This is a genomic window from Streptomyces sp. NBC_00078, assembly GCF_026343335.1.
In the GTDB taxonomy this organism is placed as follows: domain Bacteria; phylum Actinomycetota; class Actinomycetes; order Streptomycetales; family Streptomycetaceae; genus Streptomyces.
Genome location: NZ_JAPELX010000001.1, coordinates 7138077 through 7157054 on the forward strand (window position 1 = coordinate 7138077; position 18978 = coordinate 7157054).

At 67.9% G+C, this 18978-nt stretch carries 9 protein-coding genes and 2 pseudogenes; 4 read left to right on the top strand and 7 right to left on the bottom strand.

Annotation, left to right across the window (positions count from 1 at the left end; genetic code table 11):
• Positions 1-100: 100 nt before the first annotated feature.
• The gene (locus OOK07_RS33395) at positions 101-679 is read right to left on the bottom strand and encodes a MarR family winged helix-turn-helix transcriptional regulator (protein WP_266685527.1); all 579 of its coding nucleotides are present in this window, start codon (positions 677-679) and stop codon (positions 101-103) included.
• Positions 680-1108: 429 nt separating this feature from the next.
• A complete protein-coding gene (locus OOK07_RS33400; RefSeq protein ID WP_189151489.1) occupies positions 1109-1708 on the bottom strand; it encodes a TetR/AcrR family transcriptional regulator in 600 nt (199 codons plus the stop codon).
• A 423-nt stretch (positions 1709-2131) separates the two neighbouring features.
• On the opposite strand from OOK07_RS33400, the gene OOK07_RS33405 reads away from it, so the two are divergent.
• A complete protein-coding gene (locus OOK07_RS33405) occupies positions 2132-3577 on the top strand; it encodes a pyridoxal phosphate-dependent decarboxylase family protein (protein WP_266800171.1) in 1446 nt (481 codons plus the stop codon).
• Positions 3578-3703: 126 nt separating this feature from the next.
• Here the strand turns inward: OOK07_RS33405 and OOK07_RS33410 are convergent.
• Positions 3704-4462 (bottom strand): annotated as a pseudogene (locus OOK07_RS33410) (IS256 family transposase); the annotation flags it as partial.
• 52 nt (positions 4463-4514) lie between these two features.
• On the opposite strand from OOK07_RS33410, the pseudogene OOK07_RS33415 reads away from it, so the two are divergent.
• Positions 4515-4784: pseudogene (locus OOK07_RS33415) on the top strand (xylosidase); the annotation flags it as partial.
• 267 nt (positions 4785-5051) lie between these two features.
• On the opposite strand, the gene OOK07_RS33420 reads toward OOK07_RS33415, so the two are convergent.
• From OOK07_RS33420 to OOK07_RS33430, 3 genes are all read right to left on the bottom strand, one after another.
• Positions 5052-6695: a ricin-type beta-trefoil lectin domain protein gene (locus OOK07_RS33420; protein ID WP_266800172.1), complete on the bottom strand. Its 1644-nt coding sequence runs from the start codon at positions 6693-6695 to the stop codon at positions 5052-5054.
• Positions 6696-7151: 456 nt separating this feature from the next.
• Positions 7152-9104, bottom strand: a complete 1953-nt coding sequence (locus OOK07_RS33425; RefSeq protein WP_266685531.1) for an alpha-L-fucosidase — start codon at positions 9102-9104, stop codon at positions 7152-7154.
• A 794-nt stretch (positions 9105-9898) separates the two neighbouring features.
• On the bottom strand, positions 9899-13069 hold the full coding sequence (locus OOK07_RS33430; RefSeq protein ID WP_266800174.1) for a right-handed parallel beta-helix repeat-containing protein: 3171 nt from the start codon (positions 13067-13069) through the stop codon (positions 9899-9901).
• Positions 13070-13786: 717 nt separating this feature from the next.
• Between OOK07_RS33430 and OOK07_RS33435 the strand changes: the two genes are divergently transcribed.
• Both OOK07_RS33435 and acnA read left to right on the top strand, forming a co-directional pair.
• Positions 13787-14494, top strand: coding sequence for a glycoside hydrolase family 97 N-terminal domain-containing protein (locus OOK07_RS33435; protein WP_266685534.1), 708 nt, complete (start codon positions 13787-13789; stop codon positions 14492-14494).
• Between the two features lie 165 nt (positions 14495-14659).
• Positions 14660-17377, top strand: coding sequence for an aconitate hydratase AcnA (gene acnA / locus OOK07_RS33440; RefSeq protein WP_323178139.1), 2718 nt, complete (start codon positions 14660-14662; stop codon positions 17375-17377).
• A 134-nt stretch (positions 17378-17511) separates the two neighbouring features.
• Here acnA and OOK07_RS33445 read toward each other — a convergent pair whose 3' ends face one another.
• The gene (locus OOK07_RS33445; RefSeq protein ID WP_266685536.1) at positions 17512-18603 is read right to left on the bottom strand and encodes a lytic polysaccharide monooxygenase auxiliary activity family 9 protein; all 1092 of its coding nucleotides are present in this window, start codon (positions 18601-18603) and stop codon (positions 17512-17514) included.
• Positions 18604-18978: the final 375 nt, after the last annotated feature.

The window sequence follows — 18978 nt, forward strand, 5'->3', positions numbered from 1 at the left end:
CACCGCGTCACCGGTAACGCGGGGGCTCCGAGCGCCGCCGGCCGTCATCGCGGCGGAGGCGTTCTCCCGCTGAGTGCTGCCCCACTGCGCGGGCTCCCCCTCACGCCTTCGGCTTCGGACGGCGACCACTGCGACGCAGGGCGGGCTCGGCACCGTTCAGCAGGGCGCGCCGACGCTCCTCGCCGTGCTCCTCGACCTGGAGCACAACTCGCCGCAGTCCGTCCGCGACGCTGCGGCACTCGTCGTCGTCCAGCTGCTCGGCCACGAATGCCTCCTCCTCGTTGAACTGCGGAAACACCCGCCGCATCAGTTCCTCACCATCGTCCGTGAGGCTGAGCAGAACCAGCCTCCCGTCGGTGGGATGTCCGCCCCGCCGCATTAGCCCCCGAGCCTCCAGCGTGCGCGCGACCCCAGTGAGTGTGCCCTTGGAGATCCCCGCTTCCTCAGCCACGTGCCGGGTCTCCGACTCGCCCCAGACCCAGACCACCCAGAGCACGACGAACGCCGTCCAGGTGAGATCGGATCCGCGGAGTACGGAGTTCTCCAGATGCTGCCGTACCGCCGAGGCCGCCCGGTGGATATTGGCCACCACAGCCATCTGCTCATGGCGGATCGGGATGCCGCCGAGCTTCGCAGCGGCCAGCTTCTCGGCTTCGGTGATGGATCGATGGCCGGGCACGGGCACACCCCTTCGACGTCTCTGCGACGCACTGGATCGACATTACCGTTCGGACCCAAATTGTACGAAGCCCGAGTGAGGGAGCGCTCGGCCATCGGCCGCCGATGTGCCCGTGGGCGGCTTCGCTTTCCGTATGGGGTGGTGGACTTGCCGACGGCGAGGTCGCGTAGGTGCTGAGGTGCTGAGGTGCTGAGGTGCTGAGGTGCAGCGGAAGCAGCCCCGGTACTGGACGTCACCAGGAGATGCTGGACAACCGCCGTCAATTCCGGGTGCTGGTGGTCGCCCTGAATTGTGCGACCAGGGTGCGGCCGACGTGCAGACAGAGCTGCACATCTGGCGAGGCGGTTGCCACGGGTTCGATGTCATTGCGGGGGGCGGATCAGATGCAACTGATCCACAGGTGAGTACGTCTGCGCCTGCGTGCTCAAATCATGAGGTGCCGGTCTGCAACCCCGCGATGAGTCCGTCGAGTATCCGCAACTGGCGGGAGGGTGTGGTCAGGCGAGCCGCGAAGATCGCGTTGATCTGGAGTCCCATCAGCGTGGCCATCGCAAGGTCCAAGAACGCATCGAGATCGCAGGATGGGTTGATCTCTCCGGCTTCAGCCGCAGTGTGCAGATACGAGAGCATCTGATCGCGCCAGCGCGATATCGCCTGGTCGTAGACGCCGATCAGTTCCTGATCGGCTACCGCGTAATTCCAGAAGCCGATGACCACGCGGGCCTCATTGAGACGCTCGTCGTCCAGGGGCATGATCTCGACGCAGAACTTGCGGAACGCGTTCAGGCCGTTGGCTCCGGCGATGGTGCGGGCGGCCCGCTGCTCGGTGGCCGCATTGGCGCGCTCCAGCGCGGCCCGCAGAATTGCTGCTTTGGTGGGAAAGTATCGTGCGAGCGCACCGTTCGTGAATCCAGCTTCGGCGGCGAGATCCCGCATGTTCAGCGCCGCGAACCCTCGCCGCGCGACAAGGCGCCATACGGCTTCGATGATCTCTTCACGCCGCGCGTCGTGGTCCACGATCTTGGGCATGGTGACACCTTACCAACGGGTAGACGCCTGAATGCTGAGGGCTGTGGTCGCACTCGCGGGCCTCACGGCGGATGAGTCCGAGGGGTCGCGTGACCCGCAGACCCAACCCTGTGACCTGGTGAACCTCTTACGCCACGTGCTCGCGGCAGGGGCGCACGGAGCGAGGGCGAAGAGCCGTCATTCCCGGTCGCCGTGAGGGGGGTCCCCATGGCGCCCCCTTCCCAGCGACCCCATAAGGGATTACATTGGAGCTATTAATCTACAACTGTAGACGCCAGGCTCTGGTGCGGCACCAGTCGGTACGCGGCATCGAGGCCCTCTGAATCCGGTAGCGGCCAGCTCGCCCCGGGCACCTGATCGTCCCCAGCGCCCAGGTAGGCGCTCAGCCCTCGTCATGACCAACACCACCTCTTAGGACAGAGCATGCCTGATCTTGAGCCAGATGAATTCCGCCGCCAGGGCCACCAGTTGGTCGACTGGGTCGCCCAATACCGCACCTCGCTCCCTTCCCTGCACGTGCGGCCGAAGGTCTCACCGGGCTCCGTGAAGGCGCAGCTTCCTCGTGAACTGCCTGAGCAGCCGTCCCAGGCGCTGGGCGATGATCTCATCGCCTTGCTCAACGACGTGGTCGTCCCCTCGTCGCTCCACTGGCAGCACCCGGGCTTCTTCGGCTACTTCCCAGCGAACGCCTCCCTGCTGTCGCTCCTCGGTGACATCGCATCGGGCGGGATCGGAGCACAGGGAATGCTCTGGTCGACATCGCCGGCCGGGACGGAGATCGAGCAGGTCCTGCTCGACGGCCTGGCGGATGCCCTGGGCCTTGGTCGCGAGTTCACTTTCGCCGGAGGCGGAGGCGGTTCGCTGCAGGATTCGGCTTCGTCGGCATCGTTGGCCGCCCTGCTGGCTGCGCTGCAGCGCAGCAACCCGGACTGGCGCGAACACGGCGTGGACGGCACCGAGACGGTGTACGTCACTGCCGAGACCCACTCGTCACTGGCCAAGGCCGTGCGTGTGGCCGGGCTCGGCGCGCGAGCATTGCGGATCGTCCCCTTTACCCAGGGCACGATGTCCATGTCGGCGGATGCCCTGGCAGACATGCTGGCCAAGGACGCGGCCGCCGGAAAGAGGCCGGTCATGGTCTGTCCGACCGTGGGAACAACCGGCACGGGTGCCATCGACCCAGTGCGAGACGTCGCGCTGGCAGCGCGTGCGTACGAGGCGTGGGTGCACGTCGACGCCGCGTGGGCAGGAGTCGCGGCGTTGTGTCCCGAGTTCCGCTGGCTCCTGGACGGCGTGAACCTTGTCGACTCGTTCTGCACCGACGCACACAAGTGGTTCTACACCGCCTTCGACGCCTCGTTCATGTGGGTGAGGGATGCCCGAGCGCTGCCCACAGCGCTGTCCATCACACCGGAGTACCTGCGTAACGCTGCGACCGAATCGGGCGAAGTCATCGATTACCGCGACTGGCAGGTCCCGTTGGGCCGTCGTATGCGTGCGTTGAAGATCTGGTCGGTGGTGCACGGCGCCGGACTGGAAGGCCTGCGCGAAAGCATCCGCGGCCACGTCGCTATGGCCAACTCCTTGGCCGGCCGGATTGAGAGCGAGTCGGGCTTCGCCCTGGCCACCCCGCCATCACTGGCACTCGTATGTATGTACCTCGTCGACCAGGAAGGGCGCCCCGACGACGCCGCTACCAAGGCAGCAATGGAGGCGGTCAACGCCGAAGGGCATTCCTTCCTCACGCACACATCGGTCAACGGTCACTTCGCGATTCGCGTCGCCATCGGCGCGACGACGACGCTGCCCGACCACATCGACACCCTGTGGGACTCGCTTCGCAAAGCCGCTCGCCAGAGCGGTGGATGACTACCGACCTTGGCGGATTGGCTTCGGGTGCCGGGGTTGAGGGTCAGGCCTGTTTCGGTGAGGCAGCCGTCGATGAGTCCCGGGTGGGGGTCTGTAAAGCGAGCGGTGTAACTGGGCTTGGCGTGGCTAGAGTTGGCCTGCGGTGAGGCGGCCGTCGAAGGCCAGGTCGAAGGCCAGGTCGAAGGCGTTCATGGCGCCCTTCCAGCGCATGGTCCAGCGTTTCCGGCCGGCGCCGGTCGGGGCGAGGCTCATGACGGCCATGTAGACGCGCTTGAGGGCGGCCTGCTCCGTGGGGAAGTGACCGCGGGAGCGGACGGCCTTGCGGATGCGGGCGTTGACGCTCTCGATGCTGTTGGTCGTGCACACAATCCGGCGTATTTCCGCATCAAACTGAAGGAAAGGCGTGAACTCGGCCCAGCTGGACTCCCAGAGGCGGACGATCGCCGGGTACTTCTTGCCCCAGGTCTCGGCGAATTCCAGGAACCGTGTCGTGGCCGCGTCCTCGGTCGGCGCGGTGTAGACGGGCTTGAGTGCCTTCGCGATCTTGTCCCAGTCCTGCCGGGCCGCGTATCGGAACGACGCCCGCAAGAGGTGAACCACACACGTTTGCACCACGGTTCGCGGCCAGACCTCGCCGACCGCGTCGGGCAGCCCCTTCAACCCGTCGCAGACCAGCATGAGGACGTCTTCGACGCCCCTGTTCTTCAGCTCGGAGAGCACTCGAAGCCAGTGTTTCGCGCCTTCGCCGCCGTCGCCGACCCACAGGCCGAGGATGTCGCGGTATCCCTCGGCGGTGACCGCCAGGGCCACATAGATCGGCCTGTTCGCTACTTGGCCATCGCGAATCTTGACGTTGATAGCGTCAATGAAGACGACCGGGTAGACGCGGCGGATTCCACTGGTTCCTGCTCCCCCACCCGGCCCTCCCCGGCCACACATCCCGGGCCCCGCCTCCACCGCGACCGTCGTGCTCGACTGCTCCGGGATGGCGGACGGCGACCGGGCCGGGCCGGCGATGCTGCGGGACTCCTCCGCCTGGATCGACGTCACGCGGCAGGATGGCGTCAGCAGGCTGGTGATGTTCGACGGCCTGACCATGGACGCCCGCTGGAACACCAGCAACACCGGCACCAAGCAGGCCCGCGCCCACCTCCCCGCGTCCGGCAGCCGCGTCTGGCTGCGCGCCGCCGCCGACGGGCCGCCAGGCGACGACGCGTGAAGCTGATTCCGGCACCCTGATCATCCTGTTCGATCGCCGGAACCCCGCCCGGCGGCTGTGGGCAAGGCGGCAGCCCGGCTCGGCCGGTAGGTTCGGGGCCTTCTCATGATGGCCTTGAGGAGCCGGTATGCCTTGGCCGTCATAGTCGGCAGCAGCTGCCCGCAGGCGCACGGATGACGGGCCGTTTCCGTCCGGCGCCCCGTACGCGGAGAGGGGGCGCCGAACGGAACTACGCCGTCCGGGAGTGGGCGCCGCTCAGGAGGTGAGCAGGGAGAGGTTCACCGTGTTGGCGAGGGCCTGCATGCCCGCGCTGTTGGGGTGCAGATGGTCGCCGCTGTCGTAGGCGGGGAGCAGTTGCGCCGGGTTGGCCGGGTCGCGGAGCGCCGCGTCGAAGTCGATCACCGCGTCGAAGGCGCCGCTGGTGCGGATCCAGTCGTTGACCTGGGCGCGGATGGCGGCCTTGGCTGCGGTCTGTGTGGAGTTCGGCAGGATGGTCCCGCCGATTATTCGGACACCGGCCGTGTGTGCCTGGTTGATCATGGTCTGGTAGCCGGCGATGATCTGGTCGGCGGGGGTGGGGGTGGTGTTGTTGATGTCGTTGATGCCCTCCAGCAGGATGACGTTCTTCACGCCCGGCTGGGTCAGGACGTCGTGGGAGAACCGGGTCTTGGCCGCGATGCCCTGCGGCGCGCTCGGGCTGTCGGTGACCACCCGGTTGCCGCCGATACCAGCGTCGACCACGCCGAGGCGCTGGCCGCCGGACTCGGCCTGCAGCCGCCGGGCGAGGTAGTCGGGCCAGCGCCGGTTGGTGTTGTCGGTGGCGCTGGAGCCGTCGGTGATGGAGTCGCCGATGGCCACGACGGTTCCCTTGGCCGTGGGTGACACGACGTCGAGTCCGGCGACGTAGAACCAGTGGTTCGTGGTGGCGGTGAAGTTCGTCGCGGCCTCCTCGGCGGCGTGGTTGCCGGTGCCCGCGGCGGACAGGTAGGAGGTCTGGTGGGCGTCGTTGTGGTAGGTGGAGGCGCCGGTGGTGCCCGGGAGGTAGACGCTCACCAGCAGGTTCTGCTCCGCGACGACCGGCATCGGGATGACGTCGCTGGTCAGTTCCTGCCCGGCGGGGATGGTCGGCGTGGCCGACCGGCCGAAGGTGACGGTGTGTGTGGTGCCCGCGACCGCGGTGGCGCCGCTGGACTGGACGGCCACCGTGACGGCACCGACCGAGAGGGCGGTCGTGCTGCGCAGGTTGGACAGCCGGATGCGCAGCCCCGCGCCGGAGGTGTTGTTGTGGACGACCATCCGGAGGGTCTGCGCGTTGAAACTCTGGCCGCCGCTGGTCATGGCCGGGCCCCAGGTGGCGGAGCGCAGGCGCTCGGTCAGGCTCCACTGCTGGTTGGCGTTGGCCGTGGTCTTGCAGGTCCACTGGATGATCCGGTGGTCCTCCGCGGCGGAGCCGTCGGAGACGTCCAGGCACAGGCCGCTGCGGGCGGAGACGATCTCCGAACCGCTGAAGGTCCAGTTCTGGTTGCTGGCGCCGGTGCAGGGCCACTGGATGATCGCGGCCCCCGCGTTCGTGGAGCCGTTCTGGACGTCCATGCACTTGCCGCTGTTGATGTTGACCAGCGAGAAGGTGCCGTCGCCGTGGTCGACCGCCTCCCACAACTGGCCGGGGCCCCCGGAGGCGGTCTTCTGCACGACCGTCGCGCCGTTGGCCAGGGAGTCCGACAGCACGGCGGCGTTCTTGCCGCTGTTGGCCGCCGTCAGGGAGTAGACGTGGCCGCCCTGCGGCGCGCCCGCCGCCGAGGCGTCTGCCGCCGGGGCGAGGGTGAGTCCGACAGCGGCCAGGCAGGTGGCGGATGCCGTGGCCGTGAGTCTGGCGGAGAGTCTTCGGGAGGTGTGCATGTGCGGCCCTTCTTTGCTGGGTGGGGACGTGCGCGTCTTCGTCGTGGAGACGTGCGGGTCGAGGGGGCTGGGGCGCTCAGGAGGTGAAGCTCCGCAGCGTGAACTGCTGGTCGAGCCGGCTTCCGCAGGTCTACTGGACCAGCGCGGCCCCGTCGGCGGAGGCCGAGTTGGCGGCCCAGGAGCCGGCGAGGTGGACGGTGGCGCCGGTCATGTCGCCGAGTGCGGGCAAGCCGTGTGCGCGGACGGCGTGAGAGCGGCGTTGACGTACGGCAGGAGTGGGGGCCTGGGTGAAACCTGTGAAGTTCAGCCGGACGTTGATGGTGACGTGCTCGGAGGAATGATGGAATCAGGCACGCGTTCTGGGGGGCGCGAGGTGCCCAGGCGCCTCGCGCCCGCAGGGGACCGCCACCGCTGCCCCTCGCAACAGGCCGAGGAGGAGCAGGCCGGAGGGCAGGATCAGGAGGGGATGATCTGCCACTGTTGCTCGGTGCGGCCCGCGTAGGGCTGCTGCTCGACGGCGGCTGCGTTGGCGGTGCTGGCCTCGTCCACGGCGAGCGAGAGCCCGCTGTAGCGGTTGACCAGTAGGTAGTGCCCGTCACCGGTGGGTGTGACGGCCCAGTGCTGCTGGGGGACGCTGGCGTCTCCCCAGATGCCGGCGGTGCCGCCGTCCGCGCGGGAGAGATCCGCGATCTCCAGGAGCTTGCCGCTGCCCACACCCTTGATCTTGTAGTAGCCGTCGCCGGACTTGATGAAGGTCCACTTCTGGTTCGTCTGGCCGAGCCAGGGCCACTGCTGGATTTTGGTGCCGTTGGTGGTGAGCCTGTTCACCACGTCGGCCACCTGGCCGCTGTTTCGGTTGGCCAGCCGGTAGACGGTGCCGTCACCGGGCAGCGTGGTGGACACCAGTGCCGGCTTGAGCGACCGGCCGCCGATCCTGACGCCGCCGATGTTGGCGTAACCGCCGGTGGCCGCGTTGGCCCGGATCCGTACGAAGCCCACGTTTCGGGCGGGCCATTCGGCCACCTTGGTGGCGCGGTCGCCGGCCCAGGCGCCGGTGGCGACCTGGGTGAAGTTCGTGCCGTCGGTGCTGGTGAGGATGGTGCAGGAGGTGATGTCGCCGTCGGTGGAGTTGTTGCGGTTCCACTGCTTGGGCAGGTACTCCAGCGTGGAGACGTTGCTCCACACGCCGCCGAGGTCGATGGTGATCGACTGCGGCAGCGGCGCCGGCAGCCCCCAGGTCGACCAGCAGGTCTCGTAGCGGACGTCGCTGAGTCCGTCGATGGCGTGCAGCGGTCCCTCGCCGGTGTGGAAGGCGGTGGCGTACGCGTTGACCGGTGTGACGGGGTGCTCGGCGCGCAGTGGCTGGGTGGGCAGCGGTGGCCGGGAGGTGTTGGGGCTCCAGGCCGCGCCGACCTCGGCGAGCCGGTTGACGATGTTGGTGTCCAGCAGGCCGTTGCGGTTGGGCGGGCAGTTGAGGATGAACGAGGTGTACTTCGGTTCCAGGTCGGCCAGGTGCGAGAGGATCGCGGCTTTGCTCATGAGGCTCTCGGTCGGGGTGGAGGGGTGCCAGAACCAGCCGTTGCTGATGGTCTGTCCCTGCATTCCGGCGTAGGTGTTGCCCGCCGGCGCCGTGATGCCCAGTGGCTCCTCGAAGAAGATCGCGTCACTGAGGAAGGGCTCCGACAGCCCGCCGATGTCGATCATGACGCAGTCCGGCTGCAGTTGCTTCACCAGCGAGCGGATCCTCTGGTAGGAGACGGCCTGCTGGCCCATCTGCCATGCGTAGCCGTCGGTCATGAACATGTCGATGGTGCCGTAGTTGGTGAGCAACTCGGTGATCTGACCGAGGATGAAGGTCATGTCGCCGGGCTGGATGGCATCGGTGATTTCGAGCCCGGTCACCTTGTGCCTGCTCTCCCACGCCTCGACGCCGAAGGTGCGGTCCCAGATCGAGTAGTAGAACCCGACCTTCAGCCCCTTCGCCCGGAACGCATCGCAGTACGCCCGCACCACGTCCTGCTTGTAGGAGCTGTTCGCGACGTTCTGGGTGCCGTAGGCGCTCGGCCACAGGGCGAAGCCGTCGTGGTGCTTGGTGGTCAGGATGCCGTAACTCATCTTCGCGGCAGCCGCCGCGTCGGCCCACTGCGCGCAGTTGACACTCGGCGGGGCGAAGACGGTGGGACTCTGTTTCGGCGCCGCCCACTCCTCGCTGGTGAAGGTGCCCAGGCTGAAGTGGTTGAACATGCCGAACCGCATGTCGACCATCTTGCTCAGGTTGGTCTGCGTGTCCGCGGCCGACGCCTGCGACAGCAGGCCGGAGAAGCCGGGGACCAGCGGCAGGGCGGTCGCGGCGGTCGCCGCCCCCGCCGCACTGAGAAAGGTACGGCGATTCATTCTGGACGCGGACATGGGGCACTCCTGCGGATCGATGGCGCGGCTTGCGGTGACGATGTCCAGGGACATTCCGGGCCGGCCGGGTGTCGTGGTGTGCCGGGGGGCAGGCGGCGGGGCTGCCCTGCCAGTCGCGGGCGTTGTCGGGCGGAGCGACGTGCGGGCGGGCCCGGGAGGCGGACCGACGGGCTGCGGCTCTTCCTTTCGGGACGGGGCCCTGGACGCAAGGGCGAAGCCTGCCGTCGGTGACCGCCATGCCGACGAGCGACTCTTCGGCGGGTGATCGACTCCCGACAAGGTCTTCTCCCCGGCAGTTCGAAGGACAGGGCACGGTGTCCTGACAGGCTTTGCGCACCGCGTATGTTTCGGCCAAGCATCGGATGTATTAACGGCTACGAATCAGCTATCTGTCTAGGTGCTCGACAGAAATTGCCAGATCAAGTGAAGATCGCTGCTGGTCGACGAGTTCACCCCTCAGGGCTGAAGTCGCGATACATGGGAGGTGTTGACGGAGCGCATCTGTCCGACTTGTCGGACGCTGTTCGAAAGCCGCGCACGCGTCGCACTGCCGAGCCCGGCGTGCCCGTCACGCACCTCCTGCACGAGATCAGGGAACCGGGCTGCACCGGCGGCGCCAACCTGCTGGTCCGCTGCCTCAACCACCGAAGGCGTCAACACCCGCGCCAAGCAGATCACGCGGCAGATGCCGAGACGCTCACGGCGGTACTCGCCGTTCCCCGCCCCCTGCCGCCGGTGACCGTTCGCAGGGGGCGGGGTGTGCTCGTCTCGTCCTGGGATCAGGGGTTGTTCGGTCAGCTGATCGTGAACTGGCTGAGGCTCGCGGTGCCGGGTGTTCCGCTGTGTGCGTTGAAGAACATCCCCGCGTCCTGCGTGCTGTTCGCTCCGCTCAGGGTCGCGGTGCCGACGGTGGTCCATGTGGTGCCGTTGGCGGAGTAGGAGCCGGTGACCGACGTGCCGCTCCTCACCAGGCGGAGCCAGACCGGGGCGACGGTGGCGCTTCCGGTCTTGGTGACGGACTGGTCGACCCAGCCGTTGCCGTCGGAGTCCCAGCGCAGGGCGACACCGGCGCCGGGGGTCGCGGCCAGGATGACGTACCCGGCGGACGAGCCGGAGCCGGCGATGCTGTTGCGCAGCATCAGGCCCGCCTTGCCCGAGCCGTTGGTCTTGTCCTGGCTGTCGACGTGGACGGTGACGGTCGAAGACGTTCCCGCGGCGCCCGGCTTGTAGGCGGCTGAGTAGTCGTCGGCCGTTGTCCAGATGTCGCTGCCCGCGTTGGTCAGGGAGGTGACCCCCTGGTGCTGGTCCACCGCGGCCGGGATCGAGTTGTAGGCCTTGTAGGGAGAGGTGACGATCTGCAGGTTGCTGAAGGCAGCGCTGCCGGCGGTGGCGCTGTGGGCGGTGTGGACGAGGCCGGCGTCCTGGGTGGCCGCCATGGATGGCAGGGTCACCGCCGAGCCGATCTGGGTGAAGGTGGATCCGTCGGTGGAGTAGGAGGCCGACACCTGGGTGGCGGTGCGGGTGAGCCGCACCGACACCGGTGCCTTGACCGTGGAGGCCGAGCTGGCGAAGTGGTCGAGATAGCCGTCGCTGTCGGAGTCCCACTGGAAGGTGACGCCGTGGCTCGGGGTCGCCGCCACGATTGCGTATCCGGGCGAGGCGCCGCTGCCGGTGAGGTCGTTGCGCAGGACGACGCCGGCCTTGGCCCACTCGTTGGTGTTGTCCACGTTGTCCACCCGGGCGGTCACCGAGGTGCCGTTGACCGCGGCCCCGTTCTGGAAGACGGTGCCGTAGGCGTCCTCGTGCTCTCCGCCGGCGCCCCACATGTCCGCGCCCGCATCGGTGATGGTGAAGCGGCCGCCACTCTGGCCGGTGGAGCCGGGGGTGGAGGTGTAGGCGCTGTAGGGGGAGGTGACGGGGTCGGTGGTCAGCGGCCTGTAGGTGGGCTGGACGCCGGCGTTGTCCATGACCGTCCTGGCGCCGGAGGGCCAGTTGCCGTCAGCGACGACGACCGTCCCGCTCAGCGTGTTGCCGCGCCAGTCGCCGCTCTTGATGTTGGTGGAGGAGGTGGACGTCCAGTTGTCCGTCAGGGTCAGGTCACCGACGTTGTTGTCCGTGCTGGGGTTCTCCTGCGCCCAGCGGCCGATGTTGCGGAAGACGTTGTTGGTGTCGCTGAAGTTCCTGGAGCCCTCGTCGTGGTAGATGGCGTAGAAGCCGTGGTTGCTCTCGCAGAAGTTGCGGTCGATGGTGCTGCCCGGCGAGGCCGACAGGGTGTAGATGCAGCCGCCGTCGTGCCCCGTCTGCATGATGTCGTGGATGTAGTTGTCCGTGATGTGGTTGTCGGCGGCGGTGGTCGGGGTCTGGTAGAGGGGCTGGTAGTTGTACAGGCCCCGCTTCTCGTAGCTCGGGTTGCCGCCGGCGTCGTTGGCGCCCCAGCCGAAGCCGATGTTGATGCCGGAGTAGGGCAGGTTGTACATCTCGTTGTGCGAGATGGTGGTGCCGTTGACGTAGGTGACCAGGAGGCCCGACATATCGCGGTAGTCCAGTGCCACGTCGTGGATCAGGTTGTTGTTCAGCGTGATGTTCTGGTTGGTCATCCGGCTGTCACTGGGGTGGTGTGCGTCGGCCTGGACGCCACCGACGACGATGCTGCCGCCCGCGTCCTGAGCGAAGACGTTGCCGGTCACGGTGATGGTGTGGGCCCCGAGTCCGACGCCGGTGGTGTGTGCGTTCGCGTCGTTGCCTATGCCCAGGCCGTTCTGCCCGAGCTGGGTGAAGCGGTTGCCGGTGAAGGTGATGTGGTCAGCGGCTGAGACCTGGACGCCGGCGGGCATCTGGCTCATGTGGGGGCGGGTCGCCTCGAAGAGCGGGCAGCCGCTCTGGCAGGAGGTCAGCGCGTCCGACGGGCGGTCCCAGGTGCCCTTCAGGTAGGTGCCGGTCTGATGGCTGGCGTAGCCGTCGGTGCTCGGGCCCAGCCAGCTCGCGCCCGAGAACTGCAGCCCGGAGAAGGCGATATGGCTGGCGGGGGCGGAGTAGGTGCCTCCGATATTGACGAGCGAGTGCAGTTCCGGTACCTCGACGTCCGCGGTGCTCATGTCCTGCCCCGCGAGCGGCTTGTAGTACAGGGTGCCGGTGCCGGTGTCGAGGTACCACTCGTTGGCCGCGTCGAGGAACTCGTAGGCGTTCTCGATCCAGAGCGGCCCGTTCGCCCAGGGGTGGGCCATGGTGTCATAGCCGAAGGTGTTGTCGTCCCAGGCGGGCTGATCCATGGTGATAATGTTGTTGCTGATGCCGGACACCGGTGAGTAGCGGTCTGTGAACGAACCGAGCCCTTCGATCTCGGTACGGCCCGGATTGGCCAGGTTGTTGAGGTAGCTCAGCGCGCTGTTGGTGAAGGTGAAGCCGGTGGTGGTCGCGGTCAGGTCGGAGCGGCTGAGCGTGGTGCGGGCTCGTGTCGCCTGGACGCCGTCGACGTAGAGCTGCCGGGTGTCGAACCCGGTTCCCACGTTCGCCTTCCAGATGTTCTTCGCCGAGTCCTGCAGAGTCCAACCGGTGGCCCGCTGGGCCCCGGTGAGGACCGGGTGGGCGCCGGGCGCGGCCTTCCAGGTCACCGTGTGGCCGCCGGTGCCGGAGTCCGCGGACGTGAAGGTGAGGGGTGCCGTCAGCCGGTAGGTACCGTTCGCGACCTCGATGGTGATGTCGCTTGTCATGGCGTCGTTGAGCGTCCGCACGGTGGTCTTGGCCTGGGCGAGTGAGCAGGGCTGGCTGCTGGAGCAGGCGGTGCCGGTGCCGTTCGCTGCCACGTGGAGCGTGGTGGTGGCTGCGGACGCGGAGCCGGCCTGGGCGACGACGACCCCGGCCGAGGCGGTGAGGAGCGCGACCGCGGTCAGACATGCTCTGAGCCGGGCACGCGTGAGAGTACGGAAACGGGTTTGACGCATCTGCGGGACCCTTCGTCGGTTCACGTGGAGGAGCGTGGGATGCGCTGGTGCCTGGGCACGTGTGCGGTTCTGCCGCCGCGTTTCCTTGTGTTTAGTTCTGTTCGACGTGCTGCGCTACGCGTCGGCGGACACTCGTCGGTGACGGCAGTGATAGTGGTGAACTTGAGGTCAACACATCGGATGTATATCGGCGAGGGAGGCACCTGAGTGCCCCTCAGGCGGCGGTCCGGTGTCCCGCTGGCCGAGACAGTGCACGAGCATGCCCCGGGCGAGCGGGACGGTCAAGGGGAGCCGCGCAAGTCTACGAGGACACACACATCGGATGTCTCGCCTGCTGCTGCGCTGACGGATCCACGTCTCTGTTCGGTGCGGGAAGGAGGGCTGTCGAGACCCTTGACTGTGTGCTTCTGAAGCAGTTCCCTGTTCTTGCGTTTGATTGTGCGTCATCTTGATCGGATGTAGGTGACGATGGTGACGAGGCGGGTCGGCCGCGGACGGCGGTAGGGGCCGATACCGCTGAGGAAGCCCCTGGATGGCCCATATCTCTTGACGCCCGGGCGCGACGCCTGCGCCGTACCGTCGCCGTTTGATCAGGAAAAGCTGATGGTTTTTGTGCCCTCCGACGGGAACGAGAGAGGCAGGACCGCATGAACCCCTGAACGGAACTCCACAGGACCGAACTCGACCGCGGCTGGTCCCGCCGGTCCGGTTCCGCGGCGCGCGGTTCTGAAAGGCGCAACCGTGATCGCAGGCGCTGCTCTGGGACTCGGTACGGCTCCGACGGCCGCGCGGGCCGACGACCGAGCCGACGACGGGGTCGACGCCGCGGATGCCTCGATCAACGCGGTGTCCCCCGGAGGGATCACCGCCATCGGCCTCGCGCTGGTGGGCGGGGCCTTGCGGTGGTCGGCCAGACGCAGAGGGGCCAAGGTGGTCGATGTCTCCGGGCTGGGGCTGAAGCTGGCCAGCGGCACGGTGCTCGGGGCGGCGGGCACGGTGCTCACCGGGTTCCAGCACTGGACGGTGGACAGCACCTGGGCCACCCCGTACGGACGCAACGCGTGCGGGTCCGACCATTACCACGAGATGCGGTGGAAGCTGCAGGACACCGCCACACGGATCAACTTCAGTGTGCAGATCCGCGCCTACGACGGCGGCGTCGCCCTGCGGTACGTCCTGCTGGACCACGGCACGGCCGAGATCGCCGAGGAACTGATGAACACCGGATCCGGGACACCGACGTGCGCAAACTCCCAGCCCACCGCCGTCTGGTTCGCAGTCAAAGCAGCGCCGTTGCCTGAGCTTCTCGCGGAACAGGCCCGCTCGGTCGCGGCGAACGCTTCCGCGGTCCGCTCGTCGACATCGTCCTCGGCACGGACATCGACCACGAGGAGGCCGGGCATGACCATCCCGGCCCCATGTACTACAGTTATCTCGACATCGAGATAACTGTCGAGGAGCACCACAGCCGCACGCCACCATCGAGCCCGTAAGGGTTACCTAACTTAGCCTTACCTTAGCGGATCGGGCAAGATGCCGTGGCGGCACCACGCGGCGGTAGCCGCATATCGGCAGAGTGTGGTGAGTACGCGCACATCAATGAAGGAGACTGTCGTGTCGGCGAACAGCTTCGACGCCCGCAGCACGCTGCAGGTGGGCGACGAGTCGTACGAGATCTTCCGGCTGGACAAGGTGGAGGGCTCGGCCCGACTGCCGTACAGCCTCAAGGTCCTGCTGGAGAACCTGCTCCGCACGGAGGACGGCGCGAACATCACCGCCGACCACATCCGCGCCCTCGGCGGCTGGGACTCCCAGGCGCAGCCCAGCCAGGAGATCCAGTTCACGCCCGCCCGTGTGATCATGCAGGACTTCACCGGCGTGCCCTGTGTCGTCGACCTCGCCACCATGCGTGAGGCCGTCAAGGAACTCGGCGGCGACCCGGCGAAGATCAACCCGCTGGCCCCGGCCGAGCTGGTCATCGACCACTCCGTCATCGCCGACAAGTTCGGCACCAACGACGCCTTCGCGCAGAACGTCGAGCTGGAGTACGGCCGCAACCGCGAGCGCTACCAGTTCCTGCGCTGGGGCCAGACCGCCTTCGACGAGTTCAAGGTCGTCCCGCCCGGCACCGGCATCGTCCACCAGGTCAACATCGAGCACCTGGCCCGCACGGTCATGGTCCGCAATGGCCAGGCCTACCCCGACACCCTCGTCGGCACCGACTCGCACACCACCATGGTCAACGGCCTCGGTGTGCTCGGCTGGGGCGTCGGCGGCATCGAGGCCGAGGCCGCGATGCTCGGCCAGCCCGTCTCGATGCTCATCCCGCGCGTCGTCGGCTTCAAGCTCACCGGCGAGCTCAAGCCGGGCACCACCGCCACCGACCTCGTGCTCACCATCACCGAGATGCTGCGCAAGCACGGCGTCGTCGGCAAGTTCGTCGAGTTCTACGGTGAGGGCGTCGCCGCCACCTCCCTCGCGAACCGCGCCACCATCGGCAACATGTCGCCGGAGTTCGGCTCCACCGCCGCGATCTTCCCGATCGACGACGAGACCCTGAAGTACCTGCGCCTGACCGGCCGCAGCGACCAGCAGGTCGCGCTCGTCGAGTCGTACGCCAAGGAGCAGGGCCTCTGGCTGGACCCGAAGGCCGAGCCGGACTTCTCCGAGAAGCTGGAGCTGGACCTCTCCACGGTCGTCCCCTCCATCGCCGGCCCCAAGCGCCCGCAGGACCGCATCGTCCTCGCGAACGCGGCCGAGCAGTTCAAGACGGACGTACGCAACTACGTCGACGCCGTGGACGAGGCCGGCCAGGAGTCCTTCCCGGCCTCCGACTCCCCGGCCGTCGCCCCGAACGGCGCCCCGTCCAACCCGGTCACCGTGACCGCCCCCGACGGTTCCACGTACGAGATCGACCACGGTGCGGTGACGGTCGCGGCCATCACCTCCTGCACCAACACCTCGAACCCGTACGTCATGGTCGCCGCCGCGCTCGTCGCGAAGAAGGCCGTCGAGAAGGGCCTGACCCGCAAGCCGTGGGTCAAGACCACCCTCGCCCCGGGCTCCAAGGTCGTCACCGACTACTTCGACAAGGCGGGGCTCACCCCCTACCTCGACAAGGTCGGCTTCAACCTCGTCGGCTACGGCTGCACCACCTGCATCGGCAACTCCGGCCCGCTGCCGGAGGAGGTCTCCCAGGCCGTCAACGACCACGACCTCGCGGTCACCTCGGTCCTCTCCGGCAACCGGAACTTCGAGGGCCGGATCAACCCCGACGTCAAGATGAACTACCTGGCCTCCCCGCCGCTGGTCGTCGCCTATGCCCTCGCCGGCTCCATGAAGGTGGACATCACGCGGGACGCCCTGGGCATCGACCAGGACGGCAACCCGGTCTTCCTGAAGGACATCTGGCCCTCCGAGGCCGAGGTCAACGACGTCGTGGCGAACGCCATCGGCGAGGACATGTTCAACAAGTCCTACCGGGACGTCTTCGCGGGCGACGCCCAGTGGCAGGCGCTGCCGATCCCGACCGGCAACACCTTCGAGTGGGACCCGCAGTCCACCTACGTCCGCAAGCCCCCGTACTTCGAGGGCATGCGGCACGAGCCGTCCCCGGTCTCCGACATCTCCGGCGCCCGCGTCCTGGCCAAGCTGGGCGACTCGGTGACGACGGACCACATCTCGCCCGCCGGTGCGATCAAGGCGGACACCCCGGCCGGCAAGTACCTCACCGAGCACGGCGTCGAGCGCCGCGACTTCAACAGCTACGGCTCCCGCCGTGGCAACCACGAGGTCATGATCCGCGGCACGTTCGCCAACATCCGCCTGCGCAACCAGATCGCGCCGGGGACGGAAGGCGGCTACACCCGCGACTTCACCCAGGCCGACGGCCCGGTGTCGTTCATCTACGACGCCTCGCGCAACTACATCGAGCAGGGCATCCCGCTGGCCATCCTGGCCGGCAAGGAGTACGGCTCCGGTTCGTCCCGCGACTGGGCGGCCAAGGGCACCGCGCTCCTTGGCGTCAAGGCCGTCATCGCCGAGTCGTACGAGCGCATCCACCGCTCGAACCTCATCGGCATGGGCGTCCTCCCGCTGCAGTTCCCGGAGGGCGCCTCGGCCTCCTCCCTCGGCCTGACCGGCGAGGAGACCTTCTCCTTCACGGGTGTCGAGGAGCTCAACAACGGCACCACGCCGCGCACGGTCAAGGTCACCACCGACACGGGCGTCGAGTTCGACGCGGTCGTCCGCATCGACACCCCCGGTGAGGCCGACTACTACCGCAACGGCGGCATCATGCAGTACGTGCTGCGCTCGCTGATCCGCAAGTAAGCGGCAGCGCACGGCGGTTCAAGGCCGCGTCCCCGGTTCGCCGGGGGCGCGGCCTTCGTGAATCCCAGGGCTCCGGCACCTCGCGCGCACCCGGTGGGCGACCCTCGCCCACAGGGTGCGCCTGGCCGGCCGGTTCAGCCGACCCGGCAGGGCAGGCTCGTCGCCGTGTCACCGCCGTCGCCCGAGACGACGTACCCGAAGGTCGCGCTCTGGCCCGGACTGAGCGAACCGTTCCAGTCGGCGTTGTGGACCATCACGTCCTGGCCGTCGTACGTCGCGTTGCCGCTCCACAGGCTCGCGGCCTTCTGACCGCCCGGCAGTGTCCAGTCGACCATCCAGCCGAGCATCGGGACGTCGCCGGTGTTGGTGACGGTCACCTCGGACTGGTAACCCCCGCTCCAGCTGTTGGTGGTCCTGCGGGTGGCCTCGCACTTGCCGGGTACGGGGTCCGTCGGGTTGCCCGGGTCGTGAATGCCCGTCACCTCGCCGTTGCCGCCGTCGAAGACGACGTCGGAGCAGGAGTAGAAGGTCTCCGAGCTGTCCGAGCGCTGCCAGACCATGTAGATGACGTGGCGGCCGGACTTGTCGGCCGGGAGTCGGCCCGTCCAGGAGTAGTTGGCCTCGACCGTGCCCGGGTTGCCGTGCAGCGGCGGGTGGTCGGCCTTCAGGAACGGGGTGTCCTCCAAGGCGTCCCACGTCAGCGGCTTGGCCGGGTCGAAGCCGTCCTTGGTGATGTAGACGTAGAACCAACCCGGGTGCGCGGCCCACGCGTTGTACGAGAAGTCGACTGTCGCGCCCGAGGTGAGATGGGTCAGCGGCCAGTCGCTGCGCGGGAGGTCGAAGCCGGTGAAGTTGGGGTTGCCGCCGCTGCACAGCTTGCCGTCCGGCACGAAGCCGCGGGTGCGGCCGGCGCCGTCGGAGCGCAGTACGGAGAACCAGTTGTAGAACGGCGTGGTGCCGCCGGCTTGTTGGGCCGCCCTGCAGGCCGGGTTGACGGGTTTCATCTCACCGGTGTCCGTGAGGGCGTCCTCCCAGCACAGGAAGGTGCGGCTGCCGGGCTTCATGGGCGTGCCGTGTGCCTCGGCCTTGCCGCCGGCTGTGACGACGAGCGCGACGGCGGGCAGCGTGGTGAGCAGGGAGACGAGGACGAGGAAGAGGGCCCAGGTGGTTAATCGACGGCTCGGCCGCCGGCCGGGTCGGCTTTGCTGCAAAGTTGTCAGGATCATGACAGCTCGCTTCCTTCGGGTACGGGGCCGTGCGGATACGGGTGTGCCCAGTGCGAGGTATGCCTTGTGCGAGGTGTGCCCTTTGCGAGGTGCGGATACGGGCGGGGTGGGGGGCTTTGCCTCTGAGGCGGCGGGTTCCGGTCCACCGTTCATATGGGAGCGCTCCCACCCCGTCCTGTGCGGAAGTTAGCGCGAACCGGGGCATCTGTAAACGGCTGACGCAGAAGCCTGTCGCCGGTGAACGGCTGCCGCGGAAGAGAGGGGCGCTCGGGGCGGACCCGGTGGCGGCGTGCCGGTCCACCGGGTCCGCGAGCCGGGCAGGCCGGGGGAGTACCTGTCCGGGTGGTGCTGGCTTGTGGCGACACCGCGATGCGA